General features: G+C 72.2%; 14 protein-coding genes and 1 pseudogene. 8 read left to right on the top strand and 7 right to left on the bottom strand.

Features of this window, described 5'->3' with window-relative positions; all coding sequences use genetic code 11:
* The first annotated feature begins 63 nt into the window (after nucleotides 1-63).
* Nucleotides 64-741 carry a uracil-DNA glycosylase gene (locus ACFFRH_RS08645; protein WP_344746438.1) on the top strand — a complete coding sequence of 226 codons (678 nt, stop codon included), beginning with the start codon at nucleotides 64-66 and terminating at the stop codon, nucleotides 739-741.
* Between the two features lie 37 nt (nucleotides 742-778).
* On the top strand, nucleotides 779-1,138 hold the full coding sequence (locus ACFFRH_RS08640) for a hypothetical protein (protein WP_344746437.1): 360 nt from the start codon (nucleotides 779-781) through the stop codon (nucleotides 1,136-1,138).
* A gap of 370 nt (nucleotides 1,139-1,508) precedes the next feature.
* Here the strand turns inward: ACFFRH_RS08640 and ACFFRH_RS08635 are convergent, their stop codons facing one another.
* Both ACFFRH_RS08635 and ACFFRH_RS08630 read right to left on the bottom strand, forming a co-directional pair.
* A complete protein-coding gene (locus ACFFRH_RS08635) occupies nucleotides 1,509-2,474 on the bottom strand; it encodes a hypothetical protein (protein WP_344746436.1) in 966 nt (321 codons plus the stop codon).
* Between the two features lie 199 nt (nucleotides 2,475-2,673).
* Nucleotides 2,674-4,020: a cryptochrome/photolyase family protein gene (locus ACFFRH_RS08630; protein ID WP_386155456.1), complete on the bottom strand. Its 1,347-nt coding sequence runs from the start codon at nucleotides 4,018-4,020 to the stop codon at nucleotides 2,674-2,676.
* A 134-nt stretch (nucleotides 4,021-4,154) separates the two neighbouring features.
* Here ACFFRH_RS08630 and ACFFRH_RS08625 point away from each other — a divergent pair, with 134 nt between their 5' ends.
* The 3 genes and pseudogenes from ACFFRH_RS08625 to ACFFRH_RS44740 all read left to right on the top strand — a co-directional run bounded on the left by ACFFRH_RS08625 (nucleotide 4,155) and on the right by ACFFRH_RS44740 (nucleotide 7,018).
* Nucleotides 4,155-5,150, top strand: a complete 996-nt coding sequence (locus ACFFRH_RS08625) for a MerR family transcriptional regulator (RefSeq protein WP_386155454.1) — start codon at nucleotides 4,155-4,157, stop codon at nucleotides 5,148-5,150.
* A gap of 254 nt (nucleotides 5,151-5,404) precedes the next feature.
* A pseudogene (locus tag ACFFRH_RS44745) lies at nucleotides 5,405-5,890 on the top strand (RNA polymerase sigma factor); the annotation flags it as partial.
* A 195-nt stretch (nucleotides 5,891-6,085) separates the two neighbouring features.
* Complete coding sequence (locus ACFFRH_RS44740; protein WP_486389145.1) at nucleotides 6,086-7,018, top strand: YbgA family protein; 933 nt, start codon at nucleotides 6,086-6,088, stop codon at nucleotides 7,016-7,018.
* Nucleotides 7,019-7,234: 216 nt separating this feature from the next.
* Here the strand turns inward: ACFFRH_RS44740 and treZ are convergent, their stop codons facing one another.
* From treZ to ACFFRH_RS08595, 5 genes are all read right to left on the bottom strand, one after another.
* Entirely contained in the window at nucleotides 7,235-8,962 is a 1,728-nt protein-coding gene (gene treZ, locus ACFFRH_RS08615; protein ID WP_344746431.1) for a malto-oligosyltrehalose trehalohydrolase, read from the bottom strand.
* A gap of 3 nt (nucleotides 8,963-8,965) precedes the next feature.
* Nucleotides 8,966-11,494 (bottom strand): malto-oligosyltrehalose synthase, encoded by a 2,529-nt coding sequence (gene treY, locus ACFFRH_RS08610; RefSeq protein WP_386155451.1) that lies wholly within the window; start codon nucleotides 11,492-11,494, stop codon nucleotides 8,966-8,968.
* Nucleotides 11,487-13,592, bottom strand: a complete 2,106-nt coding sequence (gene glgX, locus ACFFRH_RS08605; protein ID WP_344746428.1) for a glycogen debranching protein GlgX — start codon at nucleotides 13,590-13,592, stop codon at nucleotides 11,487-11,489. The genes treY and glgX overlap by 8 nt, the downstream gene beginning before the upstream one ends.
* 241 nt (nucleotides 13,593-13,833) lie before the next feature.
* On the bottom strand, nucleotides 13,834-14,208 hold the full coding sequence (locus ACFFRH_RS08600) for a VOC family protein (protein WP_344746427.1): 375 nt from the start codon (nucleotides 14,206-14,208) through the stop codon (nucleotides 13,834-13,836).
* Nucleotides 14,209-14,326: 118 nt separating this feature from the next.
* Nucleotides 14,327-17,686 carry an ATP-binding protein gene (locus ACFFRH_RS08595; RefSeq protein ID WP_386155448.1) on the bottom strand — a complete coding sequence of 1,120 codons (3,360 nt, stop codon included), beginning with the start codon at nucleotides 17,684-17,686 and terminating at the stop codon, nucleotides 14,327-14,329.
* A gap of 218 nt (nucleotides 17,687-17,904) precedes the next feature.
* Between ACFFRH_RS08595 and mscL the strand changes: the two genes are divergently transcribed.
* The 3 genes from mscL (at nucleotide 17,905) to ACFFRH_RS08580 (ending at nucleotide 22,643) form a co-directional block, all read left to right on the top strand.
* Nucleotides 17,905-18,333, top strand: a complete 429-nt coding sequence (mscL, locus tag ACFFRH_RS08590) for a large conductance mechanosensitive channel protein MscL (RefSeq protein ID WP_386155445.1) — start codon at nucleotides 17,905-17,907, stop codon at nucleotides 18,331-18,333.
* A gap of 146 nt (nucleotides 18,334-18,479) precedes the next feature.
* A complete protein-coding gene (locus tag ACFFRH_RS08585; protein WP_386155443.1) occupies nucleotides 18,480-21,596 on the top strand; it encodes an AfsR/SARP family transcriptional regulator in 3,117 nt (1,038 codons plus the stop codon).
* Nucleotides 21,597-21,854: 258 nt separating this feature from the next.
* Entirely contained in the window at nucleotides 21,855-22,643 is a 789-nt protein-coding gene (locus tag ACFFRH_RS08580) for a hypothetical protein (protein WP_344746607.1), read from the top strand.
* The last annotated feature ends 414 nt before the right edge of the window (nucleotides 22,644-23,057 follow it).

The raw sequence follows: 23,057 nt of genomic DNA, 5'->3' as shown, positions 1-23,057 counted from the left end.
GCGACGCACGCTGTTTTCCAGCACGCGCCGTACCGGGCCTAAAACCTCGATAGGGTCCTGCACATGGCCGCACGCCCCTTGAACGAAGTCGTGGAAGCCGGGTGGGCCAAGGCCCTCGAACCCGTCGCTGAAAAGATCGCCGAAATGGGCGAGTTCCTCCGGAAGGAGGTGGCGGAAGGCCGGCAGTACCTCCCCTCGGGCGCCAACGTGCTCCGGGCCTTCCAGCAGCCCTTCGACCAGGTGAAAGTGCTGATCGTGGGCCAGGACCCGTACCCCACGCCGGGTCACCCGATCGGCCTGAGCTTCTCCGTGGCCGCGGACGTGCGTCCGATCCCGGGAAGCCTGCGCAACATCTACAAGGAGCTCACCGAGGACCTCGGGCTGCCGATGCCGAGCAACGGCGACCTGACCCCCTGGACCGAGCAGGGCGTGCTCCTGCTCAACAGGGTGCTCACCGTGATGCCGGGCAAGCCCGCCTCGCACCGCGGCAAGGGCTGGGAAGAGATCACCGAGCAGGCCATCAAGGCCCTCGTCGCCCGCGACAAGCCGATGGTGGCGATCCTGTGGGGCCGCGACGCGCGCAACCTGCGCCCGATGCTCGGTTCCGTCCCGGCCATCGAGTCGGCCCACCCCAGCCCGCTGTCGGCCCGTAGCGGCTTCTTCGGTTCCCGCCCGTTCAGCAGGACGAACGAGCTTCTGGAGCAGCAGGGCGCGGCTCCGGTGGAGTGGAAGCTCCCCTAGGCAGTTCCAACCCCACCCAGGCACTAGGATTTCTACCATGAGTGATGTATCGGGCACCGAACGCTATCTACGTCTGACCGTTGAGCTGACCGTGGAGGTGCAGGACCTCGCCGCCCTGCAAACCGCCGCGTTGAAGGAGATCAACCACCCTGACGCCGACCTGGACGACGATGAGCGTAAGGAGCAGGCCGAGCTGGTCTCGGCCGACGACACCGGCGCCAGCGCGCTGCAGTGGCTGATCGAGCCGGACCACGTCCTGGGGCTGATCGAGCACATCGACCAGATCGAGCCCCGTGAGGCCGTGCTGGGCGTCGAGCCCTCCGACGGCCCCTCGGACGAGGATGAGGACGACGACCACGCGGGCCACGACCACGCGGGCCACGACCACAAGCACTGAGACCGCACGACACTGAGCACGACCACCGCCACCCCGGCGGGGGTGGGCCCTCCCGGCCAGGCGCCCCGCCGGGAGGGCCCACCACCGCCGGGGCTTTCACTTTCCGGGCACTTTCCGGACCCCTCAGCGCCGGACCCCTCAGCGCCGGGTCCTTCGGCGCCGGGTCCTTCGGCGCCGGGCCCCTCGATGCCGGGGCCTTCGTCACCGGGCCCCGCCGGGAGGGCCCGCCACCGCCAGGACTTTCACCTTTCGGGACCTTCGTCTTTCGGGACCTTCGTCTTTCGGGACCTTCGTCTTTCGGGACCTTCGTCGCCAGGTCCACCGGGGTCAGGGCCTTCGTCGCCGGGGCCCCGCCGGAAGGGCTCGTGTCTCAGCCGGTGACGATGATCTCCTCGCGGCGGGCCGCCAGGGTGTCCCGCTGCCGGGCCAGCTCCTCGAGGCGGAGGTCCAGGCCGTTGACCGTACGCCTCACCCACTCGGCGACATCCGCGACGGCCGCGCCGGTGTCCGTGATCCGGCGGTGCTTGATCGCGTCGGTGATGATGTTGTCGAAGAACATGTCGGCGAACCAGCGGGTGTCCACCTTGGGGAGCTTCGGGGTGACGGTCACGCCGATGTCGACGAGCTCCCTGGAGAAGGTGTCCAGCAGCTGCTGGGCGTGCCAGGCGGCCTCGTCCGCGTTGCGCAGGTGGCCGTGCTCCATCATGTCCGCCAAACCGCCGCCCCCGGCAAGCATGTCCCACGTGGAGGCGCCACGGGCGCTGCCGAGGCAGCGCAGGACCTCGCCGACCCCGTGCAGCGCGTCGACCCCGGCCCGGTGGGCCTCCTGGTGCTCCACGAGGTCGGCGCGGGTGTCGGCGAGGCGGTGGCCGACCTCGGCCAGCTCGCGGCCCCTGGTGTCGCCGGACGCGACCAGCCTGCGCTCCTCGCGCTCCAGCAGCGCGTCGTACTCCTCCCGCGCCGGCCCGAGCCCGGCGAGCCCCTCGTCGACGGCCGCCCGGTCCGCGTTCAGCCATTCGAGGCGGTTGCGCTGGCCGTCCAGGCGTTGCCGTACGGCCTGTGCCTCGGCGCGCTCCCTCACGAGCCGCTCCTCCCTGGACCCGGTGAGCCCGGCCAGGAAGGCCGCGAAGCCGCCGCCCTCCAGCCTGGAGACGTCCCGCTCCTCCTTGGCGAGCTGCTCCTCGAGGTCGCCCAGGAGCGTCCCGACCTCGTCGAGCTGCACGGCCACCGCCTCGCGCCGGCTGGTCAGCTGTTCGAGGCGTCGCACCCGTTCCCGGGCGATGAGCAGGGCGTCGGCGGCATCGGCGGCGTCGGCGGTGTTGTCATAGGGGGTCACACCTGTGCGACGCGCGAGGACGACGATTCGTTCCGAAATCCCGCATCCCCGCTCGGATCGCCCCGGCCGGCCCGGGGGAGCCTCCCCCGCCTCCGTCCGGCCGGACGGGGGCGGTTCCGGACGCCCGCCCGGTCGAGCGGGAAGGCGGTTCCGGCCCGAACCCCCCGTGGCGCCGCTCACGGCCCCTGACGGGCCGGGCTCAGCCCATGGGCACCAGGGGCGCCGGATAGCCCGGGACGCCCGAGGGGAGCCTCCAGGGCTCGTGGATCCTCCGTGTGGGCACGGCGTCGAGTTCGGGGACGTGGCGGCGGACGTACTCGCCGTCCGGGTCGTACCGCTTGGCCTGCCGGATGTGGTTGACGAGCCGGTTGGGCCGGGTGTCGTTGCCGGTCCCCGCGACCCACTGCCAGTTGCCGTAGTTGTTGGCGACGTCGCCGTCGAGCAGCAGGTCGAAGAAGTGGTCGGCGCCGACGCGCCAGTCGACGCCCAGCCGCCGGACGAGGAACGAGCCCACGATCAGGCGGGCCCGGTTGTGCATCCAGCCCTCGGTGAGCAGCTGCCGCATCCCGGCGTCCACGATGGGGACCCCGGTCATGCCCTCCTTCCACGCCTGGGCCGCGTGGTCGTCGTCGCGCCACTCGTGCCCGCGTGGCCGGTAGTCGTCCCGGTTGATGCGCGGGAAGGCCCGCGTCACCTGGTAGAAGAAGTCGCGCCAGCACAGCTGCCTGACGAACTCGTCGGCCCCCCTGCGGCCCTCGCCCTCCTCCTCTATCTCCCCCACGTCCCTCGCGGCCCCGGCGTCCCCCACGTCCCTGGCGAGCGCCTCCAGCTCCAGTGGCGAGACGCAACCGAAGCGCAGGTAGGGGCTGAGCCTGGAGGTGCGGTTGCCCGCCATGTCGTCGTGGCCCTCGGCGTAGTCGTCCACGCAGTGCCTCAGCCACTGTTCCATCCTCCGGCGCCCGACCGTCTCACCGCCCCTGAACAGCTCGTACGGCTCACGCCCCGGCTCGGGCAGCTTCCCGGCCCGCAGGCCGCCGGGGACGTGCACCGCGCCGGGGGCCTTGAGCACCTCCCTGCGCGGCTGCCGGACCCAGGCCCGCAGGTAGGGCGTGAAAACCCGGTAGTGGTCACCTCCGCCCGTCGGCCTCAGCGCGTCGGGGGGCACGACCGTCAGGCCGGGGAACACGAGGAAGTCCATCCTGAGGCGCTCGCACTCCTCGGCCAGGCGCCGCTGCCTGCGTCGCGCGAAAGTGCTGACGTCCAGGCCGGCGTAGACGGCCTGGGCCCTCGTCTCCTCCGCCAGGCGCATCGTCTCGGCGACGGAGTCACCGTGGCGCACGACCAGCTCACCACCCCGCTCGCGGAGCGATCCGCGCAGGTCGGCGAGGCATTCGACGAGGAACCCCCCACGGTTTCCCGAGGGTATGGCGGGGTCCGCGACGAAGAGCGGTATGACATGACGTGCGCGCTCGCACGCCGCGGCGAGCGCCGGGTGGTCGTGCACCCGGAGGTCGCGGCTGAACAAAACGATCACAGTATCGGTCACGTTTTTCCTTCGGCCGGTAACGCTCCGTCGGTTGCGTCCACAAGGGCCTGGAACTCGAAAGAACGTTCAGGGAGCAGCCGCTCCCGTTGCCTGTCACGCTGGTATCGCATCTAGCAGCTTCGAAATGGGATGAGATGGACGAGCAGCGTCAAGCGGTAGCCGATGAGGAGCCCGCGTACGGCATCGGGGCCGTCGCACGGCGCCTCGGAGTGCCCGCTCCCACGCTGCGGACCTGGAATCTACGCTACGGCGTGGGCCCGAGCCGCCGGAGCCCGGGGGGGCACCGCCGCTACGACGCCCGTGACCTGTGGCGCCTGGAGGAGATGAACCGGCTCATCAGGAGCGGGATCCCGGCCTCCGACGCGGCACGGAGGGTCCTGCGGATCGAGATCGTTCCCTCCGCGCCTCCGGCTGAACAGGAGCAGGGGCAGAGGCAGGAGCAGGGGCAGGAGCGGGGCCTGGAGCCCGGGTGGACGGCCCCGGAGGGGATCCCGTCCCTCACTGCCGATCGGTCGCCGGGCGTGCCGACGGCGGCGATGCTGGCTCGGGCGGCGATGACGCTGGACAGCGTGGCCGTGCACGAATGGATCGGCGCGGCGATGGCCAGGCACGGCGTGCCGTGGACCTGGGAGCGCCTGGTGATACCGGTCTTCGAGACGATCTGCAGGCGCCAGTCGGAGAGCGGGGCGAACGTCGAGGTCGAGCACCTGTTCTCCGACCGGCTGATGGCCGCGCTGATAGGGCTCACCGTCCGCCCCGACCGGCCGGCCGGCTCGCGTCCCGTGCTGCTCGCCTGCGCCGAGAACGAGCTCCACAGCCTGCCGATCTACGCGCTGGCCGCCGCGCTGACCGGCGAACACCGGGTGGAGACCCGGGTGCTGGGCGCCCGGACCCCGTACCCGGCGCTGGCGGACGCGATGCGGCGGCTGGGCCCTTCCGTGGTCTTCGTCTGGTCCCAGCTGCCCGAGACCGGGGACCCCGCCCCGCTCGCGTCGCTGCCCGTGCTCCGGCCGCCGAGCCTGGTCGTCGCCGGTGGCGTGGGCTGGCGGGACGGCCTGCCCGCGTCCGTCACGCGCGTCACGTCGTTCCAGGACGCCCTCGACCGGATCGTCCCCGCGGCCCTGGCCTGATCCTTTCCGGCCTCTCGCGACCGTCCCGCACCGCCCTCCCGCGCCGCCTCCCGCGCAGCCCTTCCGCGCCGCCTTTCCGCGCTGCCCTCCCGCACCGTCCTTCCGCACCGCCTTTCCGCGCTGCCTTCCGCCCCATATCTGCCCCGTACCTGCCCCGCACCTGCCGGCACCCTCCGTGCCGCCTGCTTGCGATCACGCACGTTGAGCAGGTATGAATAAGTTTTGAATAGCTTTTCTCAGTAAGAGGAGGCATCATGACAGACCCCCTGAACACCCGGTTCGCCGAGGGCGACGAGGCGGCGCTGGTCGAGTGCTTCCAGATCCACGGGCCGCTCATCCGCTCCTACCTGCGACGATTCGTTCGCCCGCAGGATGTCGAGGACCTCCAGCAGATCGTGTTCGCGGAGGTCTGGCGCTCCCGGCACCGTTTCGACCCGGCGCGCAGCCTCCCCGCCTGGATGCTCGGCATCGCCCACAAGCGCGCGGTCGACCAGTTGCGGATACGCACCCTGCAAACGGTGCCCCTGGACGTCATCGCGGATCCCGCGGGTGACGACGGCCGGACCGACGGCGACGGCCTGGCGGAGCGCGACCAGGTGCGGCGGGCGCTGGCCAAGCTGCCCGAGCCGCAGCGCCAGGCGATCGAGCTCGCCTACTACGGCGACCTGACCCAGCGGGAGATCTCCGAGAAGTTGAGCGTCCCGCTCGGCACGATCAAGGCACGTATGGCACGCGGCCTGCGCCGCCTGTCCGGCATCCTCGGCACGGCCGCGACGGGCGGCTGGGACGCCGAGCCGCGCCGGAGTGGAACGACCGCCGCGCGTGGCGCGAGCGGCAGGCGCGCGATGGGCAGGGTGAGCAAGGTGGGCACGGTACGCGGAACCGGCCGGGCAGACGAGAGCGACGAGAAGGGCGGGCAGGTCGTCAGGCCGAGAATCGCGGTGTCCAGCTGCCTGATGGGCGAGCCGGTCCGGTTCGACGGCGGGCACAGCCGCGACCGGTTCCTCAACGGCGAGCTCGACAAGCACGTCGAGTGGGTGCACATCTGCCCGGAGATGGAGATCGGCCTCGGCAGCCCGCGCGAGACCCTCCGCCTGGAGCGCTCACCGGACGGCACGCGGCTGATCTCCAGGAGGAGCCGGGTGGACCTCACCGACAGGATGACCGCCCTCGCCGAGGAGCGGGTCCCGGCCCTGCACGAGGTGGACGGCTACGTCCTCAAGTCCAGGAGCCCCAGCTGCGGGGTGCACGGCATCCCCGTCCACGCCGGGAGCGCGACCGTGGACCGCAAGGGCCGGGGGGTGTTCGCCGCCGTGGTCCTCGACGCCCATCCGCTGCTGCCCGTCGAGGACGAGGGACGACTCAAGGACGCCCTGCTCCGCGAGACCTTCGTGGAACGGGTCTTCGCCCGCGCCCGGCTCCGCGCGCTGCTGGAGAGCGACTGGCGCCCTCGTGACCTGGTGTCCTTCCATGCCCGGCACAAGATGCAGCTGCTGGCCCACAACCCCGCGGCCTTCCGGGAGGCGGGGAGGGTGGTGGCCCGGGCGGGCACGCGGCCCCGCGAGGAGCTGGCCGCCGACTACGCCCGCGTCTTCGGCACGGCGTTCGCCGCCAAGGCGAGCATCGGCCGGCACGTGAACGTCCTGCAGCACTGCGTGGGCATGGTGGGCGACGCGCTCGACCCGGTGCGCCGGGCCGACCTGGCGGAGGTCATCGCCTCCTACCAGGCCGGGCAGGTGGCACTGAGCGTCCCGGCGACCCTGATCCGCCACCACGCCCAGGGCCTGGCCGTCGAATACGTACGGGACCAGACCTACTTCTCCCCGTACCCCGAGGATCTCCGGCTGCGCAACCACGTGCCCGCCTGAGCCCGCGACCGGCCGGAGGGCCGGATCCGGCCCCTGCCGCCGCCCGGAAACGAGCCAGAAGCCGGCTCCGTCCCCCGACACCGCTCGGAAGCGAGTCGGGGGACGGCTCCGGCTCATCGCCACCCGGGAGCACGTCAGGAAACCGAGCCCGGCCCCAACACGTTCGAGAGAGCCGGACTCCGGCCCCAGCGCGTCAGAGGGCGGGGTCCAGGCGCCTCAGAGGGACGGGTCGAGCCTCACCACCGCGAGGGAGCGGGGAGGCAGGAACAGCTCCTCCCCCTCCACGGTCGCCGACGGGTCGGAGGCGAGCAGGATGTGGCCGGGCGCGAACCGGCCCGTCCCCAGCTTGACCGTGAGCGCGACCGGCCCGAGGTTGGCCGCCACCCTGAGCCCGCCCCGGTGCACGACCAGCCAGGACTCGCCGTGGTCGACCCGTACCCGGTCCAGCCTCGGGTCGGTCAGCTCGGGGTGGGCGCGGCGCAGCGCGATCAGGGCGCGGTACCAGTCGAGGTGGGCCCGGTGGGCGTCGTCGTCCAGCTCGCTCCAGTCGAGCTTGGAGCGCAGGAACGTCATCTCCTCGCCCGGATCGGGAGCCTTGTCCGCCCAGTCGTCGTAGCCGAAGCCGACGAACTCCCGCCGCCGCCGGTCGCCCTCGCCCTCGCGCAGATGCGGCTCGACGTGGTCGGTGAAGAACAGGAACGGCGCCCGTGTCCCCCACTCCTCCCCCATGAACAGCATCGGGGTGAACGGCGAGGTCAGCAGGAGGCCCGCGGCCAGCCGGAGCGCCTCGGGCGCCATCCGGTCGCCCTCGGCCCGGTTGCCGATCTGGTCGTGGTTCTGCGCGCAGCAGACGAAGCGGTAGCCGGGCACGTGGGACGCCGGGCGGCCGTGGGAGCGCCCCCGGAAGGACGAGTAGGTCCCGTCGTGGTAGTAGGCGCGGGTCAGCACCTTGGGCAGGGCGCCGTAGAAGTCGTCGTAGTAGCCGTGCCGCTCACCCGTCGCCGCCACGTGCAGGGCGTGGTGGACGTCGTCGTTCCAGGCCGCCGCGAGGCCGAACCCTCCGGCCTCGCGCGGGGTCATCAGCCGGGGGTCGTTGAGGTCGGACTCGGCGATGAGCGTGAGCGGCCTGCCCACGGCCGCCGACAGCGCCTCCGTCTCGACGGCGATCTCCTCCAGCAGGTGCACCGCCCGGTCGTCGTGCAGGGCGTGCACGGCGTCCAGCCGCAGGCCGTCGACGTGGTAGTCGCGCAGCCACTGCAGCGCGTTGCCCACGAAGTAGGCGCGCACCTCGTCGGAGCCGGGGCCGTCGAGGTTGACGGCCTGCCCCCAGAAGGAGGAGGCGCTGGAGTGGAAGTACGGGCCGAAGGGGGCGAGGAAGTTGCCCGAGGGGCCGAGGTGGTTGTAGACGACGTCGAGGATCACGCCGAGCCCGCGCCGGTGGCAGGCGTCCACGAAGCGCTTGAGCCCGTCGGGGCCGCCGTAGTTCTCGGTGACGGCCCACAGGTCCACGCCGTCGTAGCCCCAGTTGCGCCCGCCGGGCACCGGCGGCACCGGCATGACCTCCACGAAGTCGACGCCGAGCTCCGCCAGGTGCTCCAGCTTGCCGATCGCCGCGTCGAAGGTGCCCTCGGGGGTGAAGGTGCCGATGTGTAACTCGTAGATGACCGCGCCCGGCAGGTCACGGCCCTTCCACAGCGCGTCGCCCCACTCGAAGCGGCCGTGGTCGTAGACCCGGCTCGGCCCGAAGATCCCCTCGGGCTGCCAGCGGGTCCTGGGGTCGGGCAGGGCCTCGCCCCCGTCGAGCCGGAACCGGTAGTCGGTCCCGTGTCCGGCGCCGGACACCTCCGCCGTCCACCAGCCGCCCCCGGCGGACGACATCGGGTAGCGGACCTCGCCGATCTCCACGTCCACCGCCGTCGCCCGCGGCGCCCATACCTCGAACATCGGTCAGTCCCTTTCCAGAAGCGCGACGGGGTGGACGGACAGCAGGTGGGCGAGCGGTATCCGGCCGGTGTGCTCGGTGCCGGACAGCAGGTCCCGCCACGTGCCGCGCGGCAGGACGAGCGTGGCGCTCCCCCAGCCGCCGCGCCGCTCCAGGCCGACGGGCAGCCGGGTGGCCACCGTCACGGCCCGCTCCCCCCTGGCGAAGGCGATCGCGTGCTCCCCGGCCTCGATCGGGACGTACGGCGCCTCGGGGTCCAGCCTCCGCCGCAGGTCCAGGGCCTGGGCGGTGACCGCCAGCTTGGCCTCGTCCCACGACAGGCTGCCGGCGGAGGCGGGGCTCGGGTGGGGCTCGTCCGGGTGTGCCTGGCTCGCGTGGGCCTGGGCCGACGAGAGCATCCGGCGGCGCAGCGGGAAGTCGACCGGGCGCCGGTTGTCCGGGTCGACCAGGGAGAAGTCGGTGATCTCGTTGCCCCAGTACACGTCGGGCACGCCGGGCAGCATGAGCTGGACGAGCTTCTGGCCCAGCGAGTTGGACCTGGCGTACGGCTCGATCCGCGCGGCGAACTCCGCGACCGACGCCCCGCACTCCTCGACGGCCCGGCCGACGAAGTCGCGGATGCCGCGCTCGTAGGCCGGGTCGGGGGTGGCCCAGGAGATCGAGGTCTTGGCCTCGCGGGCCGCCTTGAACAGGTAGTCGAAGAACCTGTCGGGCCCGATCGGCCAGGAGGCCATCAGGTTCTGCCAGGCCAGATAGTCGAGGGCCGGGTCGAAGGAGACCTTCGAGGACCACTCGCCGACCGCCGCCGCCCACTCCTCCGGCAGCTCGGACAGCACGGCGAGCCGAGCCCGTACGTCCTCGGAGCGCTTGGTGTCGTGCGTGGAGAGCGTCGTCATCGTGCCCGGCGACATCTCCCGGCAGAACGCGTGGAACTCCTCGACCGACCCGCCGAACCGGTCGGGCTCACCGCCCACCTCGTTGAGGCAGGACAGGGGGTACCAGCGGTAGAGGGCGGTGTCCTCTACCCCCTTGGCCATCACCGGGCCGCAGGTCTGCTGGAAGCGGGTGACCGCCTCGGCGGGCCCGTTCAGGACCCGCTCGACGACCTCCGCCACCGGGGCGCCCTCGGGCAGCCGTTCCGCGGCGACCCGCCCGGCCTCCTCGACGATCCTGGCCGAGGCCTCCGGCACCGGCTCGCCCGGCACCGCGTAGGCCCGGTAGACGGGCATCGCGGCGAGCAGTTCCACCAGCGTCTGGCGGTCGGAGCCGACGACGGCGTGCAGCCGGTCGATCTCCGCGCCGAAGAACAGGTCCAGGACCTCCGCCTTGGACTCGCGGACCACGGTGGCGTAGTCGTCCCGCACCCCGGTGTGCTGGGCGAACAGCTCGACCAGCGGCTCCTTCCCCGCCGGGTCGACGAACAGCCCGGTGATCCGGTTGAGCGTCTCGTAGCCGGTGGTGCCGTCGCACTCCCAGTCGGCGGGCAGCCGCTCGGAGCCGATCAGGATCTTCTCCGCCACGGTCCACACGCCCGCCTTCTCGCGCAGCCGCGCCAGGTAGCCGCGCGGCTCGGCGAGCCCGTCGGGGTGGTCCACCCGCAGTCCCTGGATGACCCCCTCCTCGACGAGCGAGAGGATGACGGCGTGCGTGGCGTCGAACACCTCAGGGTCCTCGACCCGCAGCCCGATCAGCGAGGACACGTCGAAGAACCGGCGGTAGCCGGGCCCGCGCCGCCAGTCGACGAGCCGGTAGTGCGTGTCGGGCAGCGGGAACTCGTGGTCGTGGTAGCGCAGCACGTCGCCGTCGGCCACCGTCTCGCCCGAGTCGCCGAGCACCGGCATGTTCACCTTGCCGCCGCCGCCCTCCTCGCCCTCGACGGACCAGTCGACGTCGAACCACGACGCGTACGGCGACTCCGGCCCGTCCTTGAGGAGCGACCACAGCTGGGCGTTGCCCGACTCGGGCACCGGGATGGTCATGTGGTTGGGCACGATGTCGACGACGATGCCGATCCCGTGCTGGTTCAGCGTCGCCGACAGCTCCCGCAGGCCCTCGACGCCGCCGAACTCCTCGCGGACGCGCGAGTGGTCGGTCACGTCGTAGCCGTGCCGCGACTCCGGCACGGCCTGCAGGATCGGCGACAGGTAGACGTGGCTGATCCCCAGGTCCCGCAGGTACGGGGCGAGCTCGGCCACCTTCTCGAACCCGAAGTCGGGGGTGAGCTGGAACCGGTAGGTCGAGACCGGCACCCCGTACGAGCCCGGGGGCGGCGGGGGCGCGGGCACCTCCTCGGGAAGCTCCGAGAGGTCGGGGACGTCCTCGCCGGTCCTGGTCCCCGGGACGGACTCCGGCAGGATCTCGTCGTGGGCGACCTGCGGCGGGACGGCGGCGGGCGAGGTCTCGGGCGAGATCCCCGGCAGCGGGTCCGGCGGCATGCCGGGCCCGGGGTCCGGCGCGGGCACCGACTCCGGGGGGACGACCCCGGGCGCGGGCTCCAGCGGGACGGGCTCGGGCTGGGTCATGGGCTCAGACACGGCGCAGCACCCTCACCGAGCGGCCGACCACCGGCACGCTCTCTCCGGCCCGGCAGACCCGGGTGTCGACCGTGATCGGCATGGCGGTGTCGATCTCCGTCAGCCACATCTCGCCGTAGTCCTTGGGAAGCGTGAACTTGATGACGTCGTGGTGGGCGTTGAACAGCAGCAGGAACGAGTCGTCGACGATCTGCCGTCCCCGGCGGTCGGGCTCGGTGATGGCCTCGCCGTTCAGGAAGACGGCCAGCGATTTGGCGTATCCCACGTTCCAGTCGGCGTCGGTCATCTTCTCCCCTCTCGGAGTGAGCCAGGCGATGTCGCTGAGGTTCTCCTCCGAGCCGCGCACCGGCCGCCCGTAGAAGAACCGGCGCCGCCGGAAGACCGGGTGGTCGGCGCGGAGCTTGGCCAGCCGCCGGGTGAACTCCAGCAGCAGCCAGTTCTCCCTGATGTCGGACCAGTCGACCCAGCTCAGCTCGTTGTCCTGGCAGTACACGTTGTTGTTGCCCCGCTGGGTGCGGCCCAACTCGTCGCCGTGGGAGATCATCGGAACGCCCTGGGACAGGAACAGCGTGGTCAGGAAGTTGCGTTTCTGCTGCTCGCGCAGGGACTCGATCGCCAGCGAGGCGGGCCCCTCCTCGCCGCAGTTCCAGGAGCGGTTGTCGTCGGCGCCGTCCCGGTTGTCCTCGCCGTTGGCCTCGTTGTGCTTGTGGTTGTACGAGACGAGGTCCTGCAGGCTGAACCCGTCGTGACAGGTGACGAAGTTGATGGAAGCGGCGGGGCGGCGGCTGTCGTCCTGGTAGAGGTCGCTGGAGCCGGTGAGCCGGGACGCGAACTCGGGCAGCGCGGCGGGCTCGCCCCGCCACAGGTCGCGGATCGTGTCGCGGTACATGCCGTTCCACTCGGTCCACCTGGCGGGGAAGTTGCCCACCTGGTAGCCGCCGGGGCCGACGTCCCACGGCTCGGCGATCAGCTTGACCTGCGACAGCACCGGGTCCTGCTGGACGAGGTCGAAGAAGGCGCTCAGCCGGTCGACCTCGTGCAGCTCGCGCGCCAGCGTCGAGGCCAGGTCGAACCTGAAGCCGTCGACGTGCATCTCGATGACCCAGTAGCGGAGCGAGTCCATGATCATCTGGAGCACGTGCGGGGAGCGCATGAACAGGCTGTTGCCGGTGCCCGTGGTGTCCATGTAGTAGCGCTTGTCGCTGTCGACCAGGCGGTAGTAGTCGGCGTTGTCGATGCCGCGCATGCTCAGCGTCGGGCCCAGGTGGTTGCCCTCGGCCGTGTGGTTGTAGACCACGTCGAGGATGACCTCGATGTTCGCCTCGTGCAGGGCCTTGACCATCGCCTTGAACTCCAGCACCTGCCCGCCGCGCTGCCCCGTGCTGGAGTAGGCGTTGTGCGGCGCGAAGAACCCGATGCTGTTGTAGCCCCAGTAGTTCGTCAGCCCCCGCTCGGCGAGGACGTGGTCGGTGACGAACTGGTGCACCGGCATGAGCTCGATCGCCGTCACCCCGAGGGCGGTGAGGTGGTCGATGATCTCCGGGTGGCCGATCGCGGCGTACGTGCCGCGGATCCGCTCGGGGATCTTCGGGTGGTTGATCGTCAGGCCCTTGACGTGCGCCTCGTAGATCACCGTGTCGTGGTACGGCGTGCTCGGCGGCCGGTCGTGCCCCCACCCGAAGAACGGGTTGATCACGATGGAGCGCGGCACGAACTCGGCCGAGTCGGCGTCGTTGCGGCTGTCCGGGTGGCCGAAGCGGTAGCCGTACACCGCCTCGTCCCACTTCACGTCCCCCTCGACCGCCTTGGCGTACGGGTCGAGCAGGAGCTTGGCGGGATTGCACTGCTGCCCCCTCGGGGGGTCGTACGGGCCGTGCACGCGGTAGCCGTACCGCTGCCCCGGGCCGACGCCGGGCAGGTATCCGTGCCAGACGAAGCCCTCACACTCGGTGAAGGTGACCCTGGTCTCCTTGTTCTCCTCGTCGAACAGGCACAGCTCGACGCGTTCCGCGGCCTCGGTGAAAAGCGCGAAGTTGGTTCCCGCGCCGTCGTAAGTGGCCCCGAGTGGATAGGGGTCACCCGGCCAGATCTCGATCATCAGTCCCTCTTGAGCGTGGAGACCCCCGCCTTGAGGCGGGGGAGAGAACACGGCACGACGCCGTACCGCGGGTTCCTGTCGAAAGTCTGAGCGAACTCGGCCGATGGGAAGGGAAGGTCACCGCGCCACCTTGCGGCGGTGGGGAGACATGCCCCATGTTCGCGTGGCCATGCGCACATTCCCACTCCTGTGACGGTGATCTCAGATCCCCCGGTGATGACATGCGTCGACCGAGCGTAGATCAGACGGGGGTGGAGATGTCCACCACCAGCCCGTTGGGGTCGAGCAGCAGGCAGCTGCGCTGGCCGTAGAACTGGTCGCGCGGTGGCGCGACGACCGTGAGCCCCAGGGTGCCGGCCCGCTCGTGGACGGCGTCCACGTCGTCGACCACGACGGTCAGGATCGCGCCCGCCGGCCTCTGGCGGTACGGCTCGGGGATCAGCTCGTGGTCCCTGCGCCAGACCGCCACCTCCAGCGCCGGATTGCCGGGCGCCGAGAGGTGCACGTACCAGTCCTCCTCGAAGTTGACCTGGAAGCCGAGCAACTCCGTGAAGAAGTCCCTGGTCTCGACCAGGCGGTCGGACAGGATGTTGGTCACCACACGGTTGACGGCCACGCGCGCTCCTCGCTCCTCCTGGCCCCCGGCCATGGACACCTCAGCCCCTTCCCCCTAACCCTCCCGTCGCGGGCGAAACGTGCCGGCCGGCGCATGGGCCCCGGGGCGTCACCGTCGATCACGTCCCCGTTGAGCGGAGCGTCTCGCCCAGCGCGCGGAGCGCGGGCTCGTGGACGCGCAGTCCCGCCTTGGCGGCGAACGCCTCGGCGGCCCGCAGATGGGTCTCCGCCAGGTCCCTGTCGCCGCCGAGCAGGGCCAGCCTGGCCAGGCACAGGTCGGTCAGCGACCAGCCCAGCAGCCGGCCCGCGTGCGGGGCGAGCCCGCCGTACAGGATCCTCCCCGCCTCCTCGTCGCCGAGCGCCGCGCAGATCTCGCTGACGGCGTCCGGGACGAACCGGTAGGCCAGTTCGGGACCCATCGCCGCGAAACCGTCGCGGGCGAGGCCGGCGAAGTCGTCGCGTGCCTCGGCCGTCCTGCCCAGGTCGATCAGGGCCAGGCAGCGCAGGATCCGCCAGGGCTTCTGGCCGGGACGGCGGGCCAGCATCTCGTCGGCCAGCGCGAGCGCCTCACCCGTCTTGCCCGCCTCGCCCGGCTCGCGCCCCTGAACCCCGCCGCCCGGCTCGCGCCCCTGAACCTCACCCGAATCGCGGCCCTGAACCTCACCTGGCTCGCTACCCTGGCCCGCCGCCCGCAGGGACAGGAAACGGAACACCTCCCGCCGCAGTGACGCGTCGTCCCGGCCCAGCGCCCCCTCGGGGTGGGCCGCGCCGGACACGTCGGCCGCGGCGAGCGCGTCGGCGAAGCGCCCGGACAGGTAGGCCCGGACCGCGGTCTGCCAGGCGGCCAGGCTGACCATCGAGGGGAGCCTGAGCCGCTCCGCGGTCTCCCGCAGCCAGTCCAGCAGCTCCGCGGCCCGCCCGGCGGCTCCCCCGGCGGTCAGCTCGACGTACTCGTTCTCCCTGCCGATCCACTCGACGGCCAGGTCGCCGGCGCGGCGGCCGATCTCCACGATCTCGCCGGCGACCGCCTCGCGGCGCCCGTGGTCGTGGCCGGAGCGCAGCAGGATCTCCAGGGCGATCAGCGTCCTGGACAGGGTCCGGTCGTCACCGGCGAGGCGGGCGAGCCGCACCGCCTCCCCCGCCATCTCCACGCTCCGCTCGACGGGCCGTACGGTCGAGCCGGTCAGCGCGGCGGCGGCGAGCAGCTGGGCCCGCCACGGCGAGTCCCCGGCCAGGTCGGAGGCGAGGACCCGGTCGATGCGCTCGGCCAGCCGATCGATGCCGGTCATCTCCTCGTACATGGCCAGATAGATCGGGTCGGAGAACCCCAGCGCCGCCCTGGCCAGCCGGCTGTCGTCGCCGAGCCGTTCGGCGATCTCCGCGGTGGCCTCCAGCGAGGCGTGGGCCGCGGCGCTCATCCCCGCCGCGGTCTGCGCCTCGGCCAGGTCGAGCAGGAGGTCGCAGCGGAGCGCGTCGTCGGGCTCCGGCAGCCGGTCGATCATCGCGATCGCCCTCCCCAGGTCCTCCACCGCGTCCTCGTGGGCGAACTGCGCGGTCGCCTGGGCCGCCGCGCGCCTGGTGTAGCCGATGGCCTTGCCCGCCATCCGGGAGTTCAGCAGGCCCTCGCGACAGTGGTGGGCGATCTCGGTCAGGCGCGTCCCGCTCCGCTCCTCCAGGGCCTCCGCGATCCGCGCGTGCAGCCTCCTGCGGCGCAGCGGCGGCAGTGCCTCGCGCAGCACGTCGCGGACGATGTCGTGGACGAAGCGGCAGCTCGGCCCGTCGCCCTCGACCAGCAGCCGGGCCCCCACCGCGGCGTCGACGATGTCGAGGACCCGCTCCTCGGGCAGCCCCGCCACGCGCGTCAGGATGTCGATCGGCGCCTCCCTGCCGAGCAGCGCGGCGACGGTCAGCACCTCCTCGGTGCCGGGCGGCAGACCGGTCATCCGGCCGCGCACGACGTCCGACAGCGCCTCGGGGGTCTCCCCCAGCCGCAGCACCTCCCCCAGGAAGAACGGGTTGCCCGCGGTCAGCCTGCCCATCTCCGCGGCCAGGGCGGGGTCGGCCCCGGCCCGTCCCAGGTACTCGCGGACCTCCTCCTCCACCAGCCCGCGCAGCAGGAGCCGCCGCACGTGCGGCAGCCGCGACAGCGCGCCGAGGACGTGCTCCAGCGGCTCGCCGGGGCGCACGTCGGTGTCGCGGTACGTGGCCACGACGGTCAGCTCGGGGCAGAGCCGGGTGGAGGCGAGGAACTCCAGCAGCCGCAGCGACGAGGGGTCCGCCCACTGGAGGTCGTCGAGGACCACCAGGACCCGGCCGTGCTCGTTCAGCAGCCGGGCGAACGCCTCGTACAGCGCGAACTGCCCCGCCTGCCCGGTTCCCGGAGCACCCCCGGTTCCGGCCAGCCGCGCCAGCTCGCCGTCCCTGCCGACCAGGTCCCGCACGGCCTGCGTCCAGGGCCAGAAGGGCGGCGCGCCGACGCCGTCCCAGCAGCGGCCCCACACCACCCGGTGGCCCCGCGCCCGCGCGGCCCCGGCGGCCCGCTCGGCCAGGCTGGTCTTGCCGATGCCGGGCTCCCCCGCGAGCAGCACCACCCGGTGCCCGTCACCGGCGACCGCCCGCTCCAGCGCCTCCGCCTCGGCGTCCCTGCCCACCAGCCCGGCGCCCTCCTCCTCCGCCGCCTCCGCCGTCCGTCCCGCCTCCACCGCGAGGCGGGGCGCCAGGGCGGGATCCTGGCCGAGGATGCGCCGTTCCATCTCCCGCGACCGGGGATCGGGGTCCAGTCCCAGGTCCTCCATCAGCAGCCGGCGCCCCTCGGCGAGCACGCCGAGCGCGTCGGCCTGCCGTCCCGCCTGGTAGAGGGCGTGGGCGGCGAGCACGCGCAGCCGTTCCCTGAACGGATGGACGCCCACCAGGTGGGCCAGCCCGCCCGTCAGCGCCGCCCCCCGGCCGAGCGCGAGTTCCGACTCGGCCAGGTCCTCCTCGATCGTGAGCCGCAGCTCGGCCAGGCGCGCGCTCTCCTCCACCGCCCAGGAGGTGGCCGAGAGGTCCGCGAGCGGCTCCCCGCTCCACTCCCCCAGCGCCAGCCGCAGCTCCCTGACCGCGCCCTCGTGGTCGCCCCCGGCCGCCAGGCTCCTGCCCCCGGCCGCGTGCCCCCGCGCCCTGCCCAGGTCGATCGCGCCGCCGGGAACGTCCAGCGCGTAGCCCCCCGGCCTGCTGACCAGGACCGCCGGGGGAACGTTCCTCGTCCTGCCGGGCTCGAAGACGCGGCGGAGCTTGGAGACGTACGCCTGCACGGTGTTGAGCGCCCCCGGCGGAGGGCCGCCCTCCCAGAGCGCGTCGATCATCCGGTTCGGGCCGACCGGCCGCGGGGCGGCGAGGACGCACATGGCGAGCACCAGCCGCTGCTGGTAGGGGCCGACGTCCAGCGTCGCCCCTCCGTCGGCGAACACCTCGACGGGGCCCAGCACACGAAAGTCCATCCGGCCACCAGCCGTTTCCTCCGGGCGGACGCGAGCAGCGGGACCTGCTCGCGAACTGCGCCGATAGTAGCCCTCCGCGTCCACCGCCTTGTCTTCCGCACGCCCCACGCGGCGACGTTCCGGTACTGTCCCTCTTCGACGAAAAGCCCGGAAAATACGGGAGTTTGGCCGTCGACGGGTGGGTAGCCCGACCGTCTCACAAGTGGAGGACATGAGTGATGGGCGGATTCAAGAAGTTCCTGCTGAGAGGCAACCTCGTCGAGCTCGCGGTGGCCGTCGTGGTCGGGGCGACCTTCAGCGGGCTGGTGCAGGCACTCGTCAAGGACCTCATCACGCCGCTGATCGGAGCGATCACCGGCGGCAGGGAACCGGACTTCTCGCAGTACGTGTTCACGGTCAACGGCTCCAAGTTCATGTACGGCGACTTCATCAACCACCTGCTGAGCTTCGTGATCATCGCCGCGGTCATCTACTGGCTGGTCGTGATGCCGATGACCCGGCTGATCGGCTTCTTCGACAGGGACAAGAAGGCCACCGAGAAGGAATGCCCCGAGTGCCTGAGCGACATCCCGATCGACGCCAAGCGCTGCGCGTTCTGCACCGTGGAGCTGTCGCGGGTCGCCGCCGCCGACAGGCCGCCCGCCTGACGCCCGCCTGACGCCCGCCCGGCGCGATCCCCGTGGATTCCCGGGTTCCGTGGCCCGTTCCGGCCCCCGGGAACCCTTAACGATCATTGACGGTCGGGGGGAGGTCGGGCACACTTGGCCACTGCGAAACCTTCCAGGGGAGTGGTATGGACTTCTCCGTCCTGGGGCCGGTCGAAGTGAGGGCCGACCACCAGCCGCTACCCCTGGGCGGACGCAAGCAGCGGGCCCTGCTCGCGATGCTGCTCCACCACGCCAACCGGTCCGTGGCCGACGACCTGCTCGTGGACGCCCTCTGGAGCGAGCACCCGCCGAAGACGGCCGACAACAACCTGCGCCTGTACGCCTCCCGCCTCCGCCGGTCCCTGGGCCACGACCGGGTCCTGCGCCGGCACGGCGGCTACCTGCTGGTCGTGCACCCCGGCGAGCTGGACGTCCATCGGTTCCAGTCACTGGCGAAGAACGGCCGCGACGCGTTCCTGCACGATGACCACCGCGAGGCCGCGGACTTCCTCCACCAGGCGCTGCGGCTGTGGCGCGGCCCCGCGTACGGCGACCTGCGGTTCGTCGAGGACCTCTCGGGCGAGGCGGCGCGCCTGGAGGAGCTGCGGCTCACCACCCTGGAGAACCGCGTCGAGGCCGACCTCGCGGTGCGGTTCCAGCCGGAGCTCGTCGCCGAGCTCACCGGCCACGTGAACGCCCACCCGCTCCGCGAGCGCCTGCGGGCGCACCTCATGGTGGCGCTCAACCGCGCCGGCCGGAGTTCCGAGGCACTGGCGGTGTACGCCGACATCCGGCGCCTGCTGAACGAGGAGCTGGGCGTCGAACCCGGCGAGCGGCTGCGCGACCTGCACCGGCTGATCCTGGCCGGGGAGCGGGCCGGGCCCGGGCACGCCGCGAGCGGGAGCGGGAGCGGGAGCGCGCGGGACGGGCAGGACGGGCCGGACGACCGGGACGGGCAGCCGGGCACCGGAGGGGGACCCGCCGGGCAGCGCGAACCTCCCGCCGAGCTGCCGATGAGCATCGCCGACTTCGCGGGGCGCGAACAGCACGTCAGGGAGCTCGTCGCGCGGCTGGACGAGCGCTCCGCGACGACCGTCTCGGTCATCACCGGGATGGGCGGCATCGGCAAGACGGCCCTGGCGGTGCACGTGGCGCACCGGCTGGCCGACAGGTTTCCCGGAGGGCAGCTCTACGTCGACCTGCACGGCGCGCACGAGGAGGAGCAGGCGCATCCCGGCCACGTGCTCGGACGGTTCCTCGTCGCGCTGGGGGTGCCCGGGTCGAGCATCCCGGAGTCGGTCGAGGCCCGCGCCGCGCTGTACCGCAGCCGCCTGGCCCGCGCGAACGTCCTGATCGTCCTCGACAACGCGGCGTCGGAGCAGCAGGTGCGCCCCCTGCTCCCGGGTGTCTCCGGCTGCGCCGTGATCGTCACGAGCCGCGCGAGGCTCTCCGGCCTGGAGGGCGTGCGGCCCGTCGAACTGGACGTCCTGAGCACCCAGGAGGCCGTGGAGCTCCTCTCGCGGCTGATCGGGCACGACCGCGTCGCCGCGCAGCTCTCCGCCGCCACCGAACTCGTCTGGCTGTGCGACCGCATCCCGCTCGCCGTGCGCATCGCGGGCGCGCGGCTCGCCGCCCGTCCCCAGCAGAGCATCGCCTGGCTCGTCGGGCGGCTCGGCGACGAGCGCGGGCGCCTCGACCAGCTGATCGTCGGTGACCGCGCGGTCAGGGCGAGCCTGGCCCTGAGCTACGTCGGCCTCCCCGAGAACGCGCGGCGCGCCTTCCGGCTGCTCGGCCTCCTCGACGTCACCGGCTTCGCGAGCTGGGTCCCCGCCACGCTGCTCGACCGCCCGCACGAGGAGGGGGAGACATGCCTGGAGCTGCTGGTGGACGCCCAGCTCGCCACCATCTCCGGGGTCGACTCCACCGGGCAGGCCCGCTACCGCTTCCACGACCTCGTCCGGCTGTACGCCCGCGAGCGCGCGGAGGCCGAGGAGGACCCGGCCGAACTCCTGCTCGCGACGACCCGGGCGTTCGGCGCGTGGCTCTGGCTGGCGGAACAGGCCATGGAACACGTCCACGGCGCCTGCTACGCCGTGCTCCACGGCCCGGCGCCGCGCCGGCCGCTGCCCGGCGACATCGCCGCGTCCCTCCTGCGCGACCCCCTCGCCTGGTTCAACGCCGAACGGACCGCGCTGGCCGGTCTCATCGAGCAGGCCTGCGCCCTCGCGCTCGACGACTTCGCCTGGGACCTCGCCGGGTGCCTCGAACGCTACTTCGACTCCCACGGGTTCTTCTCCGAGTGCCGGCGTCTCAACGAGCGGGCCATGCTGGCCTGCCGCGACGCGGGGAACCTGCTCGGCGAGGCCGTCATGCTGCGCGGGCTGCTCGACGTGACCACCTGGACCGGCGTCGAGCACGAGGGCGGCGCCATGGTCGCGCTGCACACCAACGCCGTCCGGCTGGCGGAGATGTTCACCGAGGTCGGCGAGCCGCGCGGGCTGTCGGACGCCCACGTGATGTGCGCCTGGGGCCTGGCCGCGCAGGGGTTCGTCGAACCGGCCGTGGAGTCGGCGGAGACGGCGCTGCACCTCGCGGAGGAGACCGGCCACCTCGGCGGCCGGGCGCGTGCCCACCTGGCGCTCGGTATCACGCACGGCCAGCGGGACGTCCTCTCGGCGATCCCGCACCTGGTGAGCGCGCTGAGGGTGGCGGAGACGCTGGGAAACCCGCGCTTCGAGGCGACGTCCCTGCAGTTCCTCGGCCTCGCGTACGTCGAGACCGGCCAGTCCGAACCCGCCGAGCGGTGCCTCAACCGCTCGCTCGTCATGTCCCGGGTGGCGCGGGACCCGGCGTCCGAGGCGATGACCCTGGTCACGCTGGCGAAGCTCTACGCCGGCGACGGCGACGAGCGGGCGCGGCCCACGGCCGTCACCGTGGAGGAGCTCAGCCGCCGCTACAACCTCACCCACCACCTGGCCGACGCCCTCTGGATCCTGGGCGACCTCGACCGCGCCGACGGCGACCACGCGCGCTCGGTCGAGCGCCTGACGGAGTCCGTGGCGCTGTGGCGGACCCGCAGCTGGACGACGTACCTGGCGGGCGCGCTCCGCAGCCTCGGCCTCGCCCACGTGGCGGCCGGAGACAGGGAGAAGGCCGTCAGGTGCTGGCGTGAGGCCCACGAGCTCTTCACCGTCATCGGGGACGGGACGAAGGCGGCCGACCTGGCCGGACTCCTCGGATCCTCGATCACCGGCTGCCCCTGATCAGTTTGTTCGGTATATGCGGAAAATATGCAGCGACTCCGTAGCGTCCGGATGGCAGGAGATCACGTGGTCGATTGAGGCTTCACGATCCGTACGAGGATGAGCGGGCACGGCGGGCTCACCTCCAGCAGGGTCAAACAGGGGCTGACCCTTCCCGCGTATCGTGAACGCCCCGGCCACCGGCGCGTCCTCCGGGCCGATCATTCGATCGGTCCGGCCCTTTCCCACCGGGAAAGGCACCCGGAGGACAATGGAACCGTGAGTTTCGAACTGGCCGTCTGGTACGAGCCCAAACCGATCACCAGGGAACACGCGGAGAAGGTCTTCCAGTCCCTTCGCCACGGGGAGCCTCATCGCGCCGCACCTCACCCCGGGGACCAGGAGGACGCCTCCACGGAGCGGAAAGCGGCTCCCGAAGAGCGGGAGGACGCCGGGACGGCTCCCTTAAGGGAGCGGAAAGCGGGTCCCGAAGAGCAGGAAGGCGCCGGGACGGCTCCCTCCGGGGAGCGGAGGGCGGGTCCCGAAGAGCAGGAGGGTCCTGAAGCGCACCCGGGGGTGACGGCGTTCGCCGGTCGGCTGCCCGGGGCCGAATGGCTCTCCCCTGACCATCTCCTGGTCGGCATGGACCCGGAGCGGGCCGACGAGGTGTCCGCCGGGGTCTTCGCCCTCGCCGCCGAGTGCGGGCTGGTCTGCTACGACCCGCAGCGCGGCCTGGTGCACAACCTGTCTCCGCGAGGCGTCTACCCGACCATGGAGTTGCGGACGGGCGACGGGATGATCGTGGTCGGGCCTGACCTCCAGCTCATCTCCGACGCGCTCGCCACCATGTCCCCGCAGAACCCGTTCACGGCCCTGGTCGTCTTCGGCGAGCACTTCGTCCAGAGCTCCCCGGAGATCACAGGCTACGAGCTGGAGTACAAGGACAGCGTCAGGAACCGGATGTTCCGCACCCACGTCCCGGACCTGGGGGCGGTCCAGGACGCCTTCACCGAGTACGCCACCGGCGAGCGCGCCTTCCTGGAACGCCACGACTGGAAGCTCGTCTGACTTTCTCCCGATGAGGCGTCCGGGGCGTCTCCCGGCTGTGCTCGGTTAGGCGGTGCCGTGTGGTTGGTTATGCGGTGCCCGTGTGGTTGGTGTCATGGTGCGCCGTGTGGTTGTTCTTGGTGCTCGCTGCGGTGGGCGGGTGCTCCGGCCGGCCGTTTTGGTTGCGCTCTGGTGGTTCAGGCCTTCGGCCTGCTCGGGCGTGGTGGTTGCGGGCTTTTTTAAGCCGGCCGGAACACCCGCCCACCTCCGCTGTACGCGTTCTGGCCGTTGGGGGTGCGGGCCGTAGTCGCTTTCTTTCCGGCGGCCCTGTCGGCCCGCCGCCGCTGAAGCGTCGGTTGGAGCCGGTTCAGGGCGGGCCGCCGTAGCTGAAGCACCCCGTGCACGACCCAGTCCAGGGCTGGGCACCCGAAAACC

The organism is Streptosporangium vulgare, from assembly GCF_042428775.1.
GTDB lineage: Bacteria > Actinomycetota > Actinomycetes > Streptosporangiales > Streptosporangiaceae > Streptosporangium > Streptosporangium vulgare.
This window is presented reverse-complemented; position numbering and strand designations above follow the sequence as displayed.